The organism is Rhodoferax sp. LS1P39, from assembly GCF_056521425.1.
This window is the reverse complement of sequence record NZ_JBWMAV010000002.1, coordinates 496,018-513,498: the sequence shown is the minus strand read 5'-3', so window position 1 is coordinate 513,498 and position 17,481 is coordinate 496,018. Positions and strand designations below refer to the sequence as shown.

The window sequence follows — 17,481 nt, the reverse complement described above, 5'->3', positions numbered from 1 at the left end:
ATAATATTGGTCTTGGAGACGTGACCGAGTGGCCGAAGGTGCTCCCCTGCTAAGGGAGTATGGGACTTAAAATTCCATCGAGGGTTCGAATCCCTCCGTCTCCTCCAAAAACACGAAAGCCCTGCAACTGCAAAGTTGCAGGGCTTTTTTGTTGGAATTTTTTCCGCAATACCCCAGCGCCAGACCCAAATTCGCAAATCGGCGACAGTCAGCCCATGAGCGTTGTTGTCTGGTTGAAAAAGATCTGCGGTCGGCGGACCACGCACCGCTGGCAGCTGCGGCGGCCCTGCCGGGCGCGGCCTTGGCGGTGTTTGTGATTGAGCCCGAATGGCTGGCAAGCCCCGAGTGCGATGCCCAGCATGTGGAATTCACCCTGGCCTGCCTGGCCGAGTTGCGTTTGGCGTTGGCCGCGCGTGGCCTGCCGCTGCTGGTGCGGGTGGGGCCGGTACTGCAGGTGTTTGCCGAGCTGCAGCAGAGCCACGGCTTCCAGCACCTTGTAAGCCACGAAGAAACCGGCCCTGGCTGGACCTATGCACGCGATCTGGCAGTGGCCGACTGGTGCCGGGCGCAGAGCGTGCAATGGCAGGAATTTGCGCACACCGGGGTCATTCGCCGCCTGCGTTCGCGCAACGGCTGGGCGGCGCGCTGGCAGCAGCGCATGGCGGGGCCGCAGGTTGCGATGCCCGCAGGCTGGGCTGGTGCGCGGGTGGCCGTGGCGGACTTGCCTACGCTGGCCCAACTGGGTTGCACGCCCCATGGCCGCCAGGTGCAGGCGGCAGGCGAGGGTGCGGCACACGCCACCTTGCACAGCTTTCTGCACCTGCGCGGTGGGGACTACCGGCAGTCGCTGTCCAGCCCCTTGACGGCCGAGGACGGCTGCAGCCGCCTCAGCCCGCACCTGGCCTTTGGCACGCTGTCGGTGCGGCAGGTGCACCAGGCGACCGAGGCCCGCATTGCGCAGATCAAAGGGGAGGGCGGCCCCGACGGGCGGCACTGGGTGGCGGCTTTGCGCGGTTTCTCGGGGCGGCTGCATTGGCACTGCCACTTCATGCAAAAGCTGGAGGACGCGCCGCGCATCGAGTTCCAGAACTTCGCCCGCGTGTGCGACGGCCTGCGCGAAAACGACTTTGACGCGGCCCGCTTCGATGCCTGGTGCGCAGGCCAGACCGGCTACCCCATGGTCGATGCCTGCATGCGCAGCTTGCGCGCCACCGGTTGGCTGAACTTTCGCATGCGCGCCATGCTGGTGTCGTTTGCCTCCTACCACCTGTGGCTGCACTGGCGGGCCACGGGCCTGTTTCTGGCGCGGCAGTTTCTGGACTTTGAGCCCGGCATCCACTGGAGCCAGATGCAGATGCAAAGCGGCACCACCGGCATCAACACCTTGCGCATTTACTCGCCCACCAAGCAGGCGCAAGACCACGACCCGGCCGGCGTGTTCATCCGCCGCTGGGTGCCCGAGCTGGCGCAGGTGCCGCTTGCCTTGCTGGCCACGCCGTGGCGCATGGGGGCGGCGCAGCAGCGCGCCGTGGGCTGCGTGCTGGGCCAGGATTACCCCGTGCCCATCGTGGACGATGCGGTGGCCGTCAAGGCGGCCAAAGAGCGGCTGTATGGCCTGCGCGGCACGGCGGCATCGCGCACCGAAGCGGATGCGATCCAGGACCTGCACGGCTCGCGCAAAGCCGGTTTGCCGCGCACCGGCATGGCCCGCAGCAAGGCCGCACGCGCACTACCGCCTTCACCGCAAATGGACTTGTTTGCGGATTAAGGAGTGGAGATAAGCTATTGAATGTATAGCTGCTCACGCTTATGAATTAAGCACGAAAAGCCATTTTCATTCAAATTTTCGTCCTCACCAGGGCCCCAGCGCAGCATCTCCCTGGGTGCGGTAGGGCGCAAACTGTTCCAGCAAGAAGTCCACCAGCGCCCGGGTTTTGGCGGGCAGCCTGGGCTGGGCCTGGAACACCAGAAAGATGTCGGCGGCGGGCGGCTGCCAGTCGGGCAGCACGGCCTGCAACTGGCCCGCGCGCAGCAGGGCCGCCGCCTCCCACTGCGAGCGCACCAGAATGCCGTGCCCGTCCAGCGCCCAGGCCAGCGCCGAGGGGCCGTCGTTGGTCGATAGCGGGCCGCGCACTTTCACGCTCTCGCTGCGCGCACCGTTCGACAGGTGCCAGGTGCCAAAGGTCTCGTCGCTTTCGCGGATGAAGATGCAGGCGTGCTGCGCCAGGTCACGCGGCGTGGCGGGCGTGCCCGCGCGTTGCAGATAGGCCGGGGCGGCGCACAGCAGGCGGCGGTTGTGCGCCAGCAGCCGGGCGGTCAGGCGGGCATCGGGCAGCTCGCCAAAGCGCACCAGCAGGTCAAAGCCTTGCTCCACCAGGTTCAGCGGCTGGGCCGATTGGTGCAGTTGCACCTCCACCTCAGGGAAGCTGCGGGCAAATTGCGACAGCGCGGGCACCAGGTGCTGGCGGCCAAAGCCCAGGGTGGCCCCCATGCGCACGGTGCCCTGCGGCGTGGCGCGGCTGCCGCTCACATTGCGCTCCAGGGCCCCCAGCGCTTCCAGCACCCGCGTGCCCTCCGTCAGATAGGTTTCGCCCTCGGGCGTGAGGCTGGTGCGCCGCGTGGTGCGGTTCAGCAGGCGCACGCCCAGCCGCCGCTCCAGCGCTGCCAACCGCTTGCTGACGGCGGGCGGCGTGATGCCCAGCTGCTGCGCTGCCGCCGCCAGGCTGGGCTGCTGGGTCAGCAGCACAAAGAACGCCAGATCAGAAAATCCATCCATGGTAATTGTTAACTTTTAAGACCGTAAGAAGTGAATTTGGAATTATTGTGTTTTATGGGTTCATGCGTAGCATAGCCCCAACCCACACAAAAACAGGAGACCTTGATGCAACGCCGCCCCATCCTCACCACGCTCGCGCTGTGCGCCCTGGCCATGGCCAGTAGCGCCAACGCGCAAACCTATCCCGACCGCCCGATCAAACTCATCGTGCCCTACGCCCCCGGTGGCAGTGCCGACCTGGTAGCCCGGCAGATCACCGACGAATGGGCCAAGGCCCTGGGCGGCACGCTGGTGGTGGACAACCGGGCCGGGGCGGGCGGCAACCTGGGCGTGGATGCGGTGGCCAAGGCGGCCCCCGACGGCTACACCATCGGCCTGCAGACCGTGTCGCTGGCGATCAACCCCGCGCTCAGCGCCAAGATGCCCTACGACACGCTGAAAGACCTGGCTCCCATCGGCATGGTGGCCAGCTCGCAGCATGTGCTGGTGGTCAACAACAACCTGCCCGCCAAGGACGTGAAGGGCCTGATTGCCTTGCTCAAGGCCGGGCCCGGCAAGCACAGCTACGGCTCGGCAGGGGCGGGCAGCACCTTCCACATGTCGGCCGAGTTGTTCAAGGCGGTGGCGGGTGTGTCCATCCTGCACATTCCCTACCGGGGCGGTGGCCCGGCTTTAGTGGACACCATTGGCGGGCAGGTGGACATGAGCTTTCCGGTGTTGTCTGCCGCGCAACAGCAGGTGCAGGCGGGCAAGCTGCGGGCTCTGGGTGTCACCGGCTCCAAGCGTTCGGCATTGCTGCCTACGGTGCCCACCATCGCCGAAGCCGGTCTTGCGGACTACAGCTTCGAAACCTGGTTCATCGTGTTTGCGCCCGCCGCCACCCCCAAGCCCATCGTGGACAAACTCAACCAGGCGCTGAACCAGGCCCTGGGCGTGGCCGCGCTGAAAGAGCGCATGGCCCGCGACGGTTTCGACCCCATTCCCTCCACCCCCGCCCAGGCCGCCAGCCGCCTGCAGCAGGAAATGCCCCAATGGGCCAAACTCATCAAGGAGCGCGGCATCAAGGCCGATTGAACATGTCCCACGATACCCTTTTTCCCGGCTTCACCAGTCACTCGGTGCCCACCGATACCGGCATCCATATCCACACCGTGGTCGGCGGTAGCGGCCCGCCGCTGTTGCTGCTGCACGGCCACCCGCAAACCCATGCCATCTGGCACAAGGTGGTGCCGGTGCTGGCGGCGCAGTTCAGTCTGGTGCTGTGCGACCTGCGCGGCTATGGCGATTCGTCCAAGCCTGCGGGCGATGCCGACCACGGCAACTACAGCAAGCGGGTGATGGCGCACGACATGCTGCGGGTGATGCAGTCGCTGGGCCATGCCCGGTTCGACGTGCTGGCGCACGACCGGGGCGCACGCGTGGCGCACCGCCTGGCCGCCGACTACCCGCAGGCGGTGCAGCGCCTGGTGCTGCTGGACATTGCGCCCACCCTGGCCATGTACGCGCAAACCACCGAAGCCTTTGCCCGCGCTTACTGGCACTGGTTCTTTTTGATCCAGCCCGCGCCGTTGCCCGAGCGCCTGATCCAGGCCGACCCCGCCGCCTATATCCGCGATGTGATGGGCAGCCGCAGCGCAGGGCTGGCCCCGTTTGACCCGCGTGCGCTGGCCGAGTACACCCGCGCGCTGGCCCTGCCGGGCACCGCCCACGGCCTGTGCGAAGACTACCGCGCCGCCGCCAGCATCGACCTGGAACACGACCGCGCCGACCGTGCCGCCGGGCACCGCCTGCCGATGCCGCTGCTGGCGCTGTGGGGCGCGCAGGGCGTGGTGCACCGCTGCTTCCAGCCGCTGGCCGAATGGCAGCGCGTGGCCATGGACGTGCGCGGCGAGCCGCTGCACTGCGGCCACTACATCGCCGAAGAAGCGCCCGAGGCCCTGCTGGCCAAGGTGCTGTCCTTCCTGATGGGAGCCACGGTATGACGGCCCTTATGACCACCCGCACCCTGTACCAAAAACTCGTCGCCAGCCACACCGTGGCGGTGCTGGACGCACAGAACGTGCTGCTGTTTTGCGACCTGCACCTGATGAACGAATACACCAGCCCGCAGGCCTTTGCCGGGCTGCAAGAACAAGGCCGTGGCGTGCCCATGCCGGGGCAAAACGTGGCGGTGGTTAGCCATGTGATCCCGACCACGCCTACGCCTTGGCGGGTGATTACCGATGCCGCCCCGGCCCTGCAAGCCAGCAACCTGCAGCGCAACTGCGTGCAGCACGGCATCCCGCTGTTTGACACCAACGACGCGCTGCAGGGCATAGAGCATGTGATTGCGCCCGAGCACGGCATGGTGCGGCCCGGCATGGTGATTTTGTGCGGCGACAGCCACACCACCACCTACGGCGCGCTGGGGGCACTGGGCTTTGGCATCGGCACCTCGGAGGTGGAGCATGTGCTGGCCACCCAGACCCTGGTGTACCGGCTGGCGCAAGATATGCGCATCCGCATCGACGGCCAGTTGCCCGCGGGCACCACGGCCAAGGACCTGATCCTGATGGTGATCGGCCAGATCGGGGCCCAGGGCGCGCGCGGCTTTGTAGTGGAGTTTTGCGGCAGCGCCATTGCAGCCTTGTCGGTTGAGGCGCGCTTCACCCTGTGCAATATGGCGGTGGAGGCGGGCGCACGCGGGGCGCTGATTGCACCCGATGCCACGGCCATCGACTACGTGCTGGCCCGCGCGCCCGACATCCAGGGTGCGGTGCAAGATGGCGCACTGGCCCATTGGGCCACGCTGCACAGCGACCCCGGCGCGGTGTTCGATGTGGAACACCGCTTCGATGCCCGCAGCGTGGCACCGCACGTCACCTGGGGCACCAGCCCCGACCAGGTGGTGGCGATAGACGGCTGCGTGCCCCGGCCCGAGGCCCAACCCGAAGGCCCGGTGCGCCGCAGCACCGAGCAGGCCTTGCGTTACACCGGGCTGGCAGCAGGCGCGGCCATTGCGGGTACGCCGGTGCAGCACGTGTTCATTGGCTCCTGCACCAACGCCCGCATCGAGGACCTGCGCGCCGTGGCCGCCGTGGTGCGCGGGCGGCACGTGGCTGCGGGCGTGCGGGCCATGGTGGTACCGGGCTCGGGCGCGGTGAAGCAGCAGGCCGAGCGCGAAGGCATTGCCCAGCTGCTGCTGGACGCGGGCTTCGAATGGCGGCAACCCGGCTGCTCGATGTGCTTGGCGATGAACGGCGACCTGCTGGCACCCGGCGTGCGCTGCGCGTCCACCACCAACCGCAACTTCGAGGGCCGCCAGGGGCGCGGGGCCATCACCCATTTGATGGGCCCGGCCATGGCCGCCGCCGCCGCTGTGACCGGCTGCATTACCGATGTCCGCACCCTGGAGCTGCACCATGCTTGATACCACCCAGATCGAAGGCCGCATGGCCGCCATCCGCACCGAAAACCTCGACACCGACCAGATCATGCCCAAGCAGTTTCTGCACGGCATCGACAAATCTGGCCTGGCCCAGGGCCTGTTGTACGACCTGCGCTTTGACGGCCAGGGCCAGCCGCGCCCCGACTGCGTGCTGAACCAGCCCGCCTACGCCCATACCCGGGTGCTGGTGGCCGGGGCCAATTTCGGCTGCGGCTCCAGCCGCGAGCATGCCGTGTGGGGGCTGCAGCAGTACGGCATCCAGGCGGTGGTTGCACCCAGCTTTGGCGAGATTTTTTACTCCAATGCCATGAACAACCGCCTGCTGCTGGCCATGCTGCCGCAGGCGCAAATCGACGCACTGGCCCAGGATGCCGACCAGCACGGCACGGTGCAGATCGACGTGCAAGGCATGCGGGTGCGCAGCGCCAGCGTGGATGCCGCCTTTGCCTTGAGCGACCGGCACCGCCAGATGTTTTTGGAAGGGCTGGACGTGATCGGCCTGTCGCTCACCTACCAGCCGCAGATCCAGGCCTTTGCCGCCCAGCACTGGCAGCAGCACCCCTGGCTGCGCGACGTGGCGAGTCGCACGCGCCAGCGCTTGGGGTAAATTTATATAAAAAGTGCCTCCAGCGCTTATTTGATAAGCGTGAGAAGCTATAAAGAATATAGCATATTCAGCAGTGACTCAGTCCCGTTACCATGCTTGGCGCGGCTGCCAGCGGGCGGCCATCCAATCAAGGAACATGGAATGGGCAAGCTAGAAGGCGCACGCCTGCGCTGGGTGATGTACCTGGTGACCGGCGCGATGTTCATGGAGGTGCTGGACGGCAACATCATCGCCACCGCCTTGCCCGACATGGCGCGCTCGTTTGGCGTGCAGGCGGTGCAGCTGAATGTGGCGATGAGTGCCTACCTGCTGGCGCTGGGCGTGTTCATCCCGGTGAGCGGGTGGATCGCCAACCGCCTGGGGCCGCGCAATGTGTTTGCCTGCGCGATTGCCGGTTTTACCTTGACCTCGGTGGCCTGCGGCTTGGTCACCGATTTGCACACCTTCATCGCCCTGCGGGTGCTACAGGGGGCCAGCGGCGCGCTGATGGTGCCCGTGGGGCGCTTGCTGGTGCTGCGCCACACGCCGCAGGCCGGGCGCATGGCGGCCATGTCCAACCTGGTCTGGCCCGCGCTGGTGGCCCCGGTGATTGCGCCGCCGCTGGGCGGCTTTATCGTGAACCACGCCAGTTGGCACTGGATCTTTTTTCTTAACGTGCCGTTGGGGCTGGTGGCCTTTGGCCTAGCGTTGTGGCTGATTCCGAAGATGGAGCCCGAGCCCCGCAAGCCCTTCGACTGGACCGGTTTTGTGCTGTGCGGCGCAGGCATGTTTGCCCTGCTGGGCGCGCTGGAGCAACTGGCCAACACCGTGGATGCGGCCACCGTGTTGGTGTGCATTGGCGGCGCGCTGCTGCTGGCCGCTGCGGTGCGGCATTTCCACCGGGCGGCCAGCCCGATGCTGGACCTGGCACCGATGCAGATCCCGACCTTTCGCGCGGCCATGGTGGGCGGCTCGATCTCGCGCATGGGCATCAGCAGTCTGCCGTTTTTACTGCCTCTGATGTTCCAGCTAGGGCTGGGCATGGATGCCCTGCATTCGGGCTAAGAACTTGTCCGCAAATTATCCGGGGTCGCGTTGGGGTGCAATCGGGATGAGTTGGTTGTTGGAGACCGCAGCATGGGCTCCCCGCCCATGCAAGGGTTCCGGCAGACAAATCGCCCGATTTCACCCCAACCCGAAGGGCAGGTGCCTTTTCGGGCGCTCAGCGTTGTTACAAAACCAGCCAAGGCGGAAAGCCTTGGCTTGGGTTTTGCGCCTAGCTGTGCATCCCGAACAGGCACCTGCGCGACCCCGGATAATTTGCGGACAAGTTCTTATGGCTGCTGGTAATGTTTGCAGGCAACCTGGCCATGAAGACCGTGACCACGCCCATCCTGCGGCGCTTTGGCTACCGCCCGGTGATGCTGTGGAACGGCGTGCTGGCCGCGCTGTGCCTGGCCGCCTGGGCGCTGGTGGGGCCTGCCACGCCCGCCGCCGTGCTGGTGCCCATGCTGTTCATCAGTGGCATGACGCGCTCGATGCAATTCACCAGCCTGGGCACCATCGCCTTTGCCGACGTGCCCGAGCGGCAAATGGCCGATGCCAACGGCCTGTTCAACGTGGTCTCGCAAGTCAGCATGGCCGCGGGCATCACCCTGGGCGCGATGGCGATCCGCCTGGGCGAGGGGCTGGTGGGCCACGTGGCTGTCACGGCGGTGGAATACAAAGTGGCCTTTGTGGTGGCCGCTGCGTTCGCCCTGGCCGGGCTGCTGGACACCCTGCGCCTGCCCCCAGGTGCGGGCGACCATTTTGTAGCCCGCAAGGCACCGTAAATATCGGTGGCGTGGGCGGTCTGAACCGCATTAACATGTAACGAATGCGTTGCATATTGGCGGTTTCTTTCCACTGGCATTTGTTTACAACCTGGGTCGTTTTCGTATGCTGCGCATGAAGCACCCACCCCGGTTTTCCCAGCGGTTTCTGCTTTTTGCAGCCACCTACACCGTGCTCTGGCTGTCCACCTGGTACTGCGCCAGGCTGCTGGACGTGCTGGGCAGCGCCAGTCTGTGGTTTCTGCCCGCAGGCTTGCGCTTTGCCTGCCTGCTGCTGCTGGGCTGGCCCGGCTTGCTGCTGGAGCTGGTGACCAACATGGCGGTCAGCCTGCTGCAACTCGGCCTGTCGGGCGCAGGTTTTCCTGGCCTGCTGTCGGAGCGCATGTTCTGGCTGGGCTACGAGTGGTACGCCTATGCGCTGGCCTACGCGGTGGTAGTGCTTCCGCTGCGCTGGTACATCCGGGACCACTGGGATCTGAGCCGGCCTGCCCACTGTGTGCTGTTCATTGCTGCCGCCTTGGCAGCCAGCACCCTGGCCGCGCTGGCGGGCACATTCCAACTGTTGACGACCGGCGCGATTGCGCCTGCCCTGGGGGCCGAAGTGGCCGTCAGCTGGATGATCGGCGACTTCATCGGCATCACCATCCTGGCACCCGTGCTGCTGGTGCGCGTATGGCCCCGGCTCCATCGGTATCTGCAGCAGGGCCGCTGGACACCACTGCACAAAACCCATGCCAGACCCCTGGCGAAGCAGCGCCGCGCCGACCTGCACATCACGCTGATGGTGGTGCCCGCCTTGCTGATGGTGTTTGCCGTGCCCTACTACCTCAACCTGAACCAGTTTGTGCCCCTGATCGCCTTGCTGTTGCTGCTGCCCTTGGTGGGGGCGGCGCTGCGCTTCAATCTGCGCGGTGCAGTGTTGGCCGTGGTGTTGCTGGGCAGCGGCCTGGCGGTGATGACGGCCTTGTTCAACCAGCGCGAGCTGGCCTTGCAGTACCAGCTGGTGATGGTGGCGATTGCCCTGGTGGGCCTGTGGCTGGGCGGCGCGGTGGAGTCGCGCAACCACCACATGCTGCGCAACCGGGACTTTGCCCGCGTCTCCAACGACCTGCTGTGGGAAATCAACACCGAAGGGCAGGTGCTCAGCATCAGCGGTCGCCTGGCCAAGCACATCCGCCTGGCCCCCGGCCAATTCTGGAACGGGGTGCTGGAGGGCGTGTCGCAGCCCCACCTCAAGGTGCTGGAAAACGCACTGGCCCGCCAACGGCCCTTTCGCCACCTGGAGATTGCGGTGCAAGGCCGTGAAAGCACCCAAAGCACAGGCGGCACCCAGGGCGCGCCGCTGTGGATGCAGGTCAACGGCCTGCCGGTATGGAACGATTGGGGCGACCTGACCGGCTACCGCGGCACCGCCACCGACATCACCCACGCCTACCGGGCCAAGACCCTGCTGAAAAACTACAACCAGGAGCTGTTGGCCGATGTAGCCCGCCACACCCTGGATTTGCGCCAGAGCAACAGCGAGCTGGCCCTCAAGGAGCAGCGGCTGCAGGTGCTGCTGGCGGCGGCCCCGGTAGGCGTGCTGGAGCTGGACAGCGCCGACTGCTGCCGCTACCTCAACGTCAATGGCCGCGCCCTCACGGCCTGCACGCCCGAGCAGGCGCAGGGCCGCCACTTTCTGGAGTTTGTGCACCCCGAGGACCGCAGCCGCGTCGAACACGCCTGGACCCACCACCGCCACAGCCACCAGGTGCAGTGGCTGGAGTTTCGCCTGGACACCAGCAACCTGTGGTGCGCCGCCTACTGGATCCACCTGCGCCATGCCGACAGCAGCCCGGCCGGTGCCATCATGGTGCTGACCGATTCCACCGCGCGCCGCGCGCAGGACGAGCGCCTGTGGACCCTGGCCCACCACGACACCCTCACCAGCCTGCCCAACCGCAACCTGTTCTGGGACCGCTGCGCGCAGGCCATGAGCCTGGCCAAGCGCCACGACAGCGGCGTCGCCATGCTCTGGCTGGACCTGGACGGTTTCAAATCGGTGAACGACCGCCTGGGCCACGCGGCGGGCGATGCCTTGTTGCAACAGGTGGCGCAGCGCCTGAAGGGCCGTATCCGCGACAGCGACACCGTCGCCCGCATGGGCGGCGACGAGTTCGCCGTGGTCATGCCCGAGATCACCAGTCCTGAGGCCGCCGTACGCATCGCCCAGGCGCTGGTCGCCAGCCTGGGCGAAGTGTTTGACCTGCCACAGGGGCCAGCGCACATCTCCGGCAGCATCGGCGTGGCCCTGTTCCCCCTGCACGCTCACACGGTAGAGACCCTCACGCAGTATGCCGACATGGCCATGTACAGCGCCAAGCGGGCGGGGAAAAACCAGGTGCAGGTGTGGAGCCCGGCTTGCGACAAGCCGCTGACGTGCTGAGTTTGGGGGGCTTCAGCAACGCATCCGGAACTGCTGGTCGCGCGACTGCTTGCGGTCGGTGGCGATCTGGTCCATATGGGACGCGTTCCCCCCGGCGCGGGCCAGTTGGTCCAGGTAGCGGATGCGCGCGTCCAGGGCGGTGCACTGGGATGCCTTGCTCGGCGTGTAGGACTCGATGCGGGTGGTTGGCTCGGGTGGGGCTGCCAGCGCTGCACTTTTCGCGCGTTGGTTTTGGGCCATTTGCACCTGCTGGTCAAACGGCATCCCCGAGGGCACGGATTCCATGCGCTCGACCAGGGCACTGCGCTGGCTGCAATGCTCCTGCGCCCAGAACTGCCCACCACCGTAGCCTTGGCACAGGTATAGCGTTGTGGTGCCCGCAGCGCCGCCCTGCGCGCTCAGCGCTGGCGAGGTGTCTACAGACCGACCACCCGCGCAGGGTGCGCTGCTGTAGGTGTTGCCACAGCGGTAGACCTGGGCGTGCAGGGTGGTTGACAGTGCCAGGAGGGCGAGGGCGGTGAAGATGCGCATGGGCCTTGCATGGTACATGCGGTGTGCTCCCTTTGACGCTGTTGGTGCGTACACCGTTCGCCCCAATGATTTAAGCGAAAAATGCCCCCACCGCCCATTCCATAAGCGTGAGCAGCTATTTATCCAATAGCAAACCTGCCAGCCACCCCACCTACTTCACCAGCGGCCGCACGGTGGTGAATCCACCATCCACCGCAATCACCTGCCCCGTAATCCGTGCCGCGCCGTCGCTCAGCAGCCAGGCCATGGCATCCGCTACCTGCACAGCGGTTTGCACGCCGCCCAGCGGATATTGCTTGCCCGCGCCTTCGCGCATCGCGTCCATGCGCAGCATGCTGGCGGTCATGGGGGTGTCGGTCATGCCGGGGGCCACTACGTTGACGCGCAGGCCTAGCGGGGCGTAGGTGGCTGCTGCACTGCGGGCCAGGGCTTCGATGCCGCCTTTGGCTGCCGCTATCGCTTCGTGGTTGGCCACGCCGATGCGCGAGACCACACTGGAGGCCAGTACCGCCGCGCCTTGCAGCTTGGCCATGCGCAGGGCTTCCACCCAGGCTTGCAGCATGAAGAAGGCGCTGTCCAGGTTGATGCGCATGACTTCGCGGTACTGGGCTGCGGTGCTGCGGTGCAGGGGCGCAATCAAGGTGCTGCCGACGCAGTGGGCCAGCAGGGTGGGCGGGCCGCCTAGCTGGGCCACGCAAGCGGCGATGGCTTCTGCGGTGCCCTCAAACGTGGTGGTGTCGGCGGCGATATGGGCATCGGCGGGTACGTCGGCCAGTGCGGCGGCATCGCGGCCTACGGCGGCTACCCGGTGGCCTGCCAGGCGCAACTGGGCGACGACTTCACGGCCTATGCCACCGCGTGCGCCGGTCACCAGAGCGATCTGAGGAGATGTGGTTGTCATGGGGTGTGCTTTCTGGAGGGGGATCAAACAAGGGGCCTGCCGACAGGCTGGCCAGTCCGGGCAAGTCGTGCAGCTGGGTGATGCCACGGGTCGTGCGCGTCCACCACTGCGAGAACGAAGTGCAGGGGCGGGCGACTTCGGCAAACAAGAGCGGAGCGGGCTGGACCTGGGCCAGGGCGCTCAGATCCACGTGCGGATCGGCCACGGTATGCACCGATCGCGCGCCGCGCAGGGCCTGGTGCAGCGTGGCGGTGTCGGCGTGCCAGCGGGCGGTGGTCAGCTCGGCCATACGGGTGCTTACAAAGCTCCAGCGCTTATCGCTCCAGGGCCAGGCGCTATGAAATTCTGCAAGGTAGATGCCGATGCACAGCGTGTCGGCAGGCAGGTCTGGCGCCAGGCGCAGCGCCCAGGGATGGACCAGCCAGACATCGCGGCCAGTGACCAGCGCGGCATCGGGCGCGGTGGAGTTCGGCGGGGTGGAGGACACAGCGGGCTCTTCTACGCCTTCGGCTCCTGGCAGCCCGGCCACGGCACGCGGGCTGCGAGCGATGGCATCCAGCGCGGCGTAGCTGGTGTCGATCACGCTGCCGGGGCTGTGCCAGTCGGGCGGGGCGTACTTGGAGACGTTCTCGGCGTTGAACAAATACGGCTTGGTGCTGCCCGTGCCCGCCACCCATTGCCAGCTCAGGTGGTTGCTGGCCAGGTCGCCGTCGAGCAGGTGGGCCAGCATCCAGTCGGCCCCGGCACGCCAATGCACTTTGCGGATGTGCACCACGTAGCTGGCCAGCCACATGCGGGCGTGGTTGTGCAAGTAGCCGGTGGCGTAGAGCGTGCGCACGGCGGTGTCGATGGCCGGGATGCCGGTGCGGGCCTGGCGGATGTCATCGGGCATCTCGGCGGCATAGGCGTTTTTGGGCAGCAACCCCTCGTGCAGCGACTGCAAGATGCCGGAGCCCAGGTGCTGCCACACATGGCGAAAGTATTCGCGCCAGCCCAGCTCGAAGACGAATTTATGGCCCACGTTCAGCCGGTGCTGCGCCGCCACGCCTGCCAGCACCTCGGGCAGGGTGACAAAGCCATGGGTGATGTAGGGCGATAAGCCGGTGACCGCTCCTTCGATGGCGTTGCGGCTGCGGGCGTAGTCGGCGGGGCGTACCGCTTTGAGGCGGGCCTGTGCTGCTGCCAGAGTAGGCTCGAAGCTCATGCACTGGCCCCCACGGCACCGCTGCGGATGGCGGCGGCGCGCTCGGCCACGGCCTGCTTTTGGGTGTCGCTCAGGCGAGCCAGGTTGCGGACTTGCAAGGACATGCGCGGGTTGGCGGTGAGCATCTTTTCGTGCCGCGCCAGAAAGTCCCAGTACAGCGTGGTGTAGGGGCAGGCGCGTTCGCCTTCGCGCTGGGCTGGGTCGTAGCGGCAACTGGCGCAGTGCTGTTTGCTGCCCATGCGTTCGATGTACTTGCCGGTAGCGATGTAGGGTTTGCTGGCCATCAGGCCGCCGTCGGCGTACATCGCCATGCCCAAGGTATTGGGCAGCTCCACCCATTCCACCGCGTCCACGTAGACCGACAAGTACCAGGCGTGCACCTGTTGCGGCTGCACGCCCAGCAGCAGGGCGAACAGGCCGGTGACCATGAGGCGCTGGATGTGGTGGCTGTAACCGTGCGCCAGGGTTTGCTCGATCGCGTCGCGCAGGCAGGCCATGTCGGTCTGGCCGGTCCAGTACCAGGCGGGCAGGGGCTCCTGGGCGTTGAGGGCGTTGCGGTCGGCGTAAGCAGGCATCTGCGTCCAGTAGATGCCGCGCACGTATTCGCGCCAGCCCAGGATCTGGCGGATGAAGCCTTCCACACAGGCCAGGGGGGCGGCACCGGCGTGGTAGGCGGCCTCGGCGGCGGCCACCACTTCGCGGGGGTTCAGCAGCTTGAGGTTCATCGCCGCCGACAGGTGCGAGTGGTACAGCCAGGTCTCGCCCGGCCACAGGGCATCCTGGTAGCGGCCAAACAGGGGCAGGCGCTCTGCTATGAAGGCATCCAGCGATTGCAGCGCCTGTGCGCGGGTGACGGGCCAGGCAAAGCTGTGCAGCGTGCCGGGGTGGCTGGCGAAGCGGGTGTTGACCAGGTCCATCACTTCCTGCGTGGTGGCATCGGGCGCGAAGGTGGTGCGGGCGGGCACGCTGCCGGGGCCGGTTTTGCCAAAGGCTTCGCGGTTCTCGGCATCGAAGTTCCACTGGCCGCCGGTGGGCTGGTCGCCGTCCATCAGCACGCCGTGGCGGCGGCGCATTTCGCGGTAGAAATACTCCATGCGCAGCGATTTGCGGTCTTTGGCGTGCTCGGCAAACTGGCGCACGGTGGCATAGAAGTGGCGGTCTTCGCGCACGTCCAGCGGCACACCGGCTTCTTTGGCCACGGCCCGGATGGATTGGTACACACGAAAATCGCCTGCACCGCTTAGTACCAAAGCGTGAGCTGCTAGATTTTTAATAGCAAATTGTAGTTCGGCGGCCAGGCTGCCCCGGTTGTCCGACTGCTCCAACCGGGTGTAGTGCACGGGCATGCCCGCATCGCGCAGGCCTTGGGCAAAGTGGCGCATGGCGGCCAGAAACAGGGCGATGCGCTGCTTGCTGGACCAGATGTGGGTGGACTCCTCGGCCACCTCGGCCATCCACACGGCATCCTGCGCGGGGTCGAATTCGTCGAAGGCGCTGGAGGCCATGTCCAGCTGGTCGCCCAGCACGATGACCAGGTTTCTAAGCATTCTTGTTCTTTCGGCAGGCATCCGAGCAGTACTTCACCTCGGCCCAGTTTTTGGCCCAGCTTTTACGCCAGGCCATGGCCCTGCCGCAGGCCACGCAGGGCTTGCTGGGCAGGGACTGCTTGTTGCCTTTGAAACCTGTGAGAGGCATCAGGCCTTCTTGGCCCAGGCGCTGCACCAGCCTTTACCGGCGACCACTTTGCCTGCAAACAGCGGGCAGCCACCGGTGGCATCGGCCGGTTTGCCCTGGTACAGCGCGCAGTTGCTGCATAGCTGTGCGGCGGCGTGCTTGGGGTACTTTTTGGCATCGACCTTGGTGGAGTCGGCGGCGTAGCCGAGGGCGGCGGCCTGGGGGTCTTTTTCATCCACCTTGGCCTGGGCGCGCGCGCCGGTGGAGAGGGTGGTCAGGGCTGTGCCGGTGGCTGCGATGGCCATGAGGAAAACGCGTCGTGGGTGGGTCATTTTGGGTATCTCCTGCCGATGTTCCTAAAGGGGAATACCGGCGGACTGCCTCCGTCAAAAGTAACGGTGGCCGGAGCATACGCAACACCTGCGCACGCTGCTTTGATCGACATCAATACGCAGCGGGTTAGTCTGATACTAGCCAGTCACCCTTCTTACTCACCCTGTGATCCCCGGTGCGCCCAGCCGGTGGTGTGCTTCTCGATAAAGCTGAACAGCTCGTACATCACCATGGCCATCGCGCCCACCACCATCAGCCCGGCAAAGGCCAGGCCCATCTGCATGCTGGAGCCGGCCGAGATCAGCAGGTAGCCAATGCCTTCGTTGGCGGCGGTCATCTCCGACACCGTGGTGCCCACAAACGCCAGGGTGATGGCCACTTTGAGCGAGCCGAAAAAATAGGGCATGGAGCGCGGCAGGCCCACCTTGGTGAGCACGTCCCAGCGCTTGGCACCCAGCACGCGCAGCACGTCTTCCAGCTCGGGCTCCAGCGTGGCCAGGCCGGTGGCAATGTTGACCATGATGGGGAAAAAGCTGATCAAAAACGCGGTGAGGATGGCCGGGCCGGTGCCGATGCCAAACCACACCACCAGAATCGGCACAAACGCGGCCTTGGGCAGGGCATTAAACGCCGTCATCAGCGGGTAGATGGCGGCGTACGCCAGGCGCGAGCTGCCCACCACAAAGCCCAGCAGCACGCCCACCACAATCGCCAGGCCGAACCCCGCCATCGTGACCCAGTAGGTGCGCCAGGCATGGGCGGCGATGGTGCCTTTGAATTCGACCAGCTGCGTCCAGATGCGCCAGGGGCTGGGGAAGATGAATTCCGACACGTTGAACGCGGTGCAAATGCCCTGCCACAGCAGCAGGATGGCTACTAGCAGCACCCAGGGCGACCAGCGTTCCAGGGTTTTGGGGTTCATGGCGTGGCCTTTCGGAAGTTGCCGATGTGGCCGCGCAGGGCGTGCACGATGTCGGTGAATTCTGGGGTGTAGGTCAGCTCCAGGTCGCGCGGGCGGGGCAGGTTGATGTGCTGTTTGTGCATGAAGCGGCCCGGGCTCTTGCCCATCACGTACACCGTGTCGGCCAGAAACACGCTTTCGCGCAGGTCGTGCGTGACCAGAATCACGTTGAAGCGCTGCTCGGTCCACAGGTCGCGCAGGATGCACCACAGCTCCTCGCGGGTAAAGGCATCCAGCGCGCCAAAGGGCTCGTCGAGCAGCAGCATCTTGGGCTCGTGGATGAGTGCGCGGCAAATGCTGGCGCGCTGCTGCATGCCGCCCGAGAGCTGCCAGGGGAACTTGTCCTCGTAGCCGCCCAGCCCCACCTTTTGCAGCAACTGGCGGGCACGCTCGACGTATTCCTTGCGCTTAGCCTTGAAGTTGGAGCGGTAGGGCTCCACGATCTCCAGCGGCAGCAGCACGTTGTCTACCGTGGTGCGCCAGGGCAGCAGCGACGGTGCCTGGAAGGCCATGCCCGAAATCTTCAGCGGCCCGGTGACCGGCTGGCCGTCGATGCGGATATTGCCCCGGGACGGCATCTTCAGCCCCGTGGCCAGCTTCATGAAGGTGGACTTGCCGCAGCCCGACGGCCCGACGATGGCGATGAACTCGCCCTGCTGCACCTGCAGGTCGATGGCCTCCACCGCAAACTGGCCTTGCGCCCGCAGCGTGTCGTTGTAGGCGAGCCAGACATCGGAGAAATCTACAAAAGGAGGTGTGTTCACAGATTTATAAGAAATAGGCCGCTAGCGCTTATTTAATAAGCGTGAGAAGCTATGGAAAAGATAGTAA

17 protein-coding genes and 1 tRNA gene are annotated in these 17,481 nt (G+C 65.9%); 9 read left to right on the top strand and 9 right to left on the bottom strand.

The window, feature by feature from the left end:
- Positions 1-14: 14 nt before the first annotated feature.
- Positions 15-107 (top strand) — tRNA-Ser (locus AC097O_RS05755).
- Positions 108-229: 122 nt separating this feature from the next.
- Positions 230-1,768: a cryptochrome/deoxyribodipyrimidine photo-lyase family protein gene (locus tag AC097O_RS05750; protein ID WP_479592092.1), complete on the top strand. Its 1,539-nt coding sequence runs from the start codon at positions 230-232 to the stop codon at positions 1,766-1,768.
- An 84-nt stretch (positions 1,769-1,852) separates the two neighbouring features.
- Here AC097O_RS05750 and AC097O_RS05745 read toward each other — a convergent pair whose 3' ends face one another.
- Positions 1,853-2,776 carry a LysR family transcriptional regulator gene (locus AC097O_RS05745; protein ID WP_479591892.1) on the bottom strand — a complete coding sequence of 308 codons (924 nt, stop codon included), beginning with the start codon at positions 2,774-2,776 and terminating at the stop codon, positions 1,853-1,855.
- 105 nt (positions 2,777-2,881) lie between these two features.
- On the opposite strand from AC097O_RS05745, the gene AC097O_RS05740 reads away from it, so the two are divergent.
- The 7 genes from AC097O_RS05740 to AC097O_RS05710 all read left to right on the top strand — a co-directional run bounded on the left by AC097O_RS05740 (position 2,882) and on the right by AC097O_RS05710 (position 11,046).
- Entirely contained in the window at positions 2,882-3,850 is a 969-nt protein-coding gene (locus AC097O_RS05740) for a Bug family tripartite tricarboxylate transporter substrate binding protein (protein WP_479591891.1), read from the top strand.
- A gap of 2 nt (positions 3,851-3,852) precedes the next feature.
- Positions 3,853-4,758 (top strand): alpha/beta fold hydrolase, encoded by a 906-nt coding sequence (locus AC097O_RS05735; RefSeq protein ID WP_479591890.1) that lies wholly within the window; start codon positions 3,853-3,855, stop codon positions 4,756-4,758.
- Positions 4,759-4,766: 8 nt separating this feature from the next.
- The gene (leuC, locus tag AC097O_RS05730; RefSeq protein WP_479589111.1) at positions 4,767-6,185 is read left to right on the top strand and encodes a 3-isopropylmalate dehydratase large subunit; all 1,419 of its coding nucleotides are present in this window, start codon (positions 4,767-4,769) and stop codon (positions 6,183-6,185) included.
- The gene (gene leuD / locus AC097O_RS05725; RefSeq protein ID WP_479591889.1) at positions 6,178-6,810 is read left to right on the top strand and encodes a 3-isopropylmalate dehydratase small subunit; all 633 of its coding nucleotides are present in this window, start codon (positions 6,178-6,180) and stop codon (positions 6,808-6,810) included. Before leuC ends, leuD begins: the two co-directional genes overlap by 8 nt.
- Positions 6,811-6,951: 141 nt before the next feature.
- Complete coding sequence (locus AC097O_RS05720; protein WP_479591888.1) at positions 6,952-7,854, top strand: MFS transporter; 903 nt, start codon at positions 6,952-6,954, stop codon at positions 7,852-7,854.
- A 284-nt stretch (positions 7,855-8,138) separates the two neighbouring features.
- The gene (locus AC097O_RS05715; RefSeq protein WP_479591887.1) at positions 8,139-8,621 is read left to right on the top strand and encodes an MFS transporter; all 483 of its coding nucleotides are present in this window, start codon (positions 8,139-8,141) and stop codon (positions 8,619-8,621) included.
- A 115-nt stretch (positions 8,622-8,736) separates the two neighbouring features.
- On the top strand, positions 8,737-11,046 hold the full coding sequence (locus tag AC097O_RS05710; protein WP_479591886.1) for a diguanylate cyclase domain-containing protein: 2,310 nt from the start codon (positions 8,737-8,739) through the stop codon (positions 11,044-11,046).
- Between the two features lie 12 nt (positions 11,047-11,058).
- Here AC097O_RS05710 and AC097O_RS05705 read toward each other — a convergent pair whose 3' ends face one another.
- From AC097O_RS05705 to AC097O_RS05670, 8 genes are all read right to left on the bottom strand, one after another.
- Positions 11,059-11,595, bottom strand: coding sequence for a hypothetical protein (locus AC097O_RS05705; protein WP_479591885.1), 537 nt, complete (start codon positions 11,593-11,595; stop codon positions 11,059-11,061).
- A 133-nt stretch (positions 11,596-11,728) separates the two neighbouring features.
- Positions 11,729-12,478: an SDR family NAD(P)-dependent oxidoreductase gene (locus AC097O_RS05700; protein WP_479591884.1), complete on the bottom strand. Its 750-nt coding sequence runs from the start codon at positions 12,476-12,478 to the stop codon at positions 11,729-11,731.
- Positions 12,417-13,682, bottom strand: coding sequence for an FAD-binding domain-containing protein (locus tag AC097O_RS05695; RefSeq protein ID WP_479591883.1), 1,266 nt, complete (start codon positions 13,680-13,682; stop codon positions 12,417-12,419). The genes AC097O_RS05700 and AC097O_RS05695 overlap by 62 nt, the downstream gene beginning before the upstream one ends.
- Positions 13,679-15,229, bottom strand: coding sequence for a cryptochrome/photolyase family protein (locus AC097O_RS05690; RefSeq protein ID WP_479591882.1), 1,551 nt, complete (start codon positions 15,227-15,229; stop codon positions 13,679-13,681). Before AC097O_RS05690 ends, AC097O_RS05695 begins: the two co-directional genes overlap by 4 nt.
- Positions 15,222-15,377: a DUF2256 domain-containing protein gene (locus AC097O_RS05685; protein WP_479591881.1), complete on the bottom strand. Its 156-nt coding sequence runs from the start codon at positions 15,375-15,377 to the stop codon at positions 15,222-15,224. Before AC097O_RS05685 ends, AC097O_RS05690 begins: the two co-directional genes overlap by 8 nt.
- Entirely contained in the window at positions 15,377-15,688 is a 312-nt protein-coding gene (locus tag AC097O_RS05680; RefSeq protein WP_315185355.1) for a high-potential iron-sulfur protein, read from the bottom strand. Before AC097O_RS05680 ends, AC097O_RS05685 begins: the two co-directional genes overlap by 1 nt.
- A 155-nt stretch (positions 15,689-15,843) precedes the next feature.
- Entirely contained in the window at positions 15,844-16,611 is a 768-nt protein-coding gene (locus AC097O_RS05675; protein WP_479591880.1) for an ABC transporter permease, read from the bottom strand.
- Positions 16,608-17,414 carry an ABC transporter ATP-binding protein gene (locus AC097O_RS05670; RefSeq protein ID WP_479591879.1) on the bottom strand — a complete coding sequence of 269 codons (807 nt, stop codon included), beginning with the start codon at positions 17,412-17,414 and terminating at the stop codon, positions 16,608-16,610. The genes AC097O_RS05675 and AC097O_RS05670 overlap by 4 nt, the downstream gene beginning before the upstream one ends.
- Positions 17,415-17,481: the final 67 nt, after the last annotated feature.

Bases quoted from the DNA above. Each gene is read 5' to 3' on its own strand.
- AC097O_RS05745 (WP_479591892.1), bottom strand. From the start codon at position 2,776: ATGGATGGATTTTCTGATCTGGCGTTCTTTGTGCTGCTGACCCAGCAG.
- AC097O_RS05740 (WP_479591891.1), top strand. From the start codon at position 2,882: ATGCAACGCCGCCCCATCCTCACCACGCTCGCGCTGTGCGCCCTGGCC.
- AC097O_RS05735 (WP_479591890.1), top strand. From the start codon at position 3,853: ATGTCCCACGATACCCTTTTTCCCGGCTTCACCAGTCACTCGGTGCCC.
- leuC (WP_479589111.1), top strand. From the start codon at position 4,767: ATGACCACCCGCACCCTGTACCAAAAACTCGTCGCCAGCCACACCGTG.
- leuD (WP_479591889.1), top strand. From the start codon at position 6,178: ATGCTTGATACCACCCAGATCGAAGGCCGCATGGCCGCCATCCGCACC.
- AC097O_RS05720 (WP_479591888.1), top strand. From the start codon at position 6,952: ATGGGCAAGCTAGAAGGCGCACGCCTGCGCTGGGTGATGTACCTGGTG.
- AC097O_RS05715 (WP_479591887.1), top strand. From the start codon at position 8,139: ATGTTTGCAGGCAACCTGGCCATGAAGACCGTGACCACGCCCATCCTG.
- AC097O_RS05710 (WP_479591886.1), top strand. From the start codon at position 8,737: ATGAAGCACCCACCCCGGTTTTCCCAGCGGTTTCTGCTTTTTGCAGCC.
- AC097O_RS05705 (WP_479591885.1), bottom strand. From the start codon at position 11,595: ATGTACCATGCAAGGCCCATGCGCATCTTCACCGCCCTCGCCCTCCTG.
- AC097O_RS05700 (WP_479591884.1), bottom strand. From the start codon at position 12,478: ATGACAACCACATCTCCTCAGATCGCTCTGGTGACCGGCGCACGCGGT.
- AC097O_RS05695 (WP_479591883.1), bottom strand. From the start codon at position 13,682: ATGAGCTTCGAGCCTACTCTGGCAGCAGCACAGGCCCGCCTCAAAGCG.
- AC097O_RS05690 (WP_479591882.1), bottom strand. From the start codon at position 15,229: ATGCTTAGAAACCTGGTCATCGTGCTGGGCGACCAGCTGGACATGGCC.
- AC097O_RS05685 (WP_479591881.1), bottom strand. From the start codon at position 15,377: ATGCCTCTCACAGGTTTCAAAGGCAACAAGCAGTCCCTGCCCAGCAAG.
- AC097O_RS05680 (WP_315185355.1), bottom strand. From the start codon at position 15,688: ATGACCCACCCACGACGCGTTTTCCTCATGGCCATCGCAGCCACCGGC.
- AC097O_RS05675 (WP_479591880.1), bottom strand. From the start codon at position 16,611: ATGAACCCCAAAACCCTGGAACGCTGGTCGCCCTGGGTGCTGCTAGTA.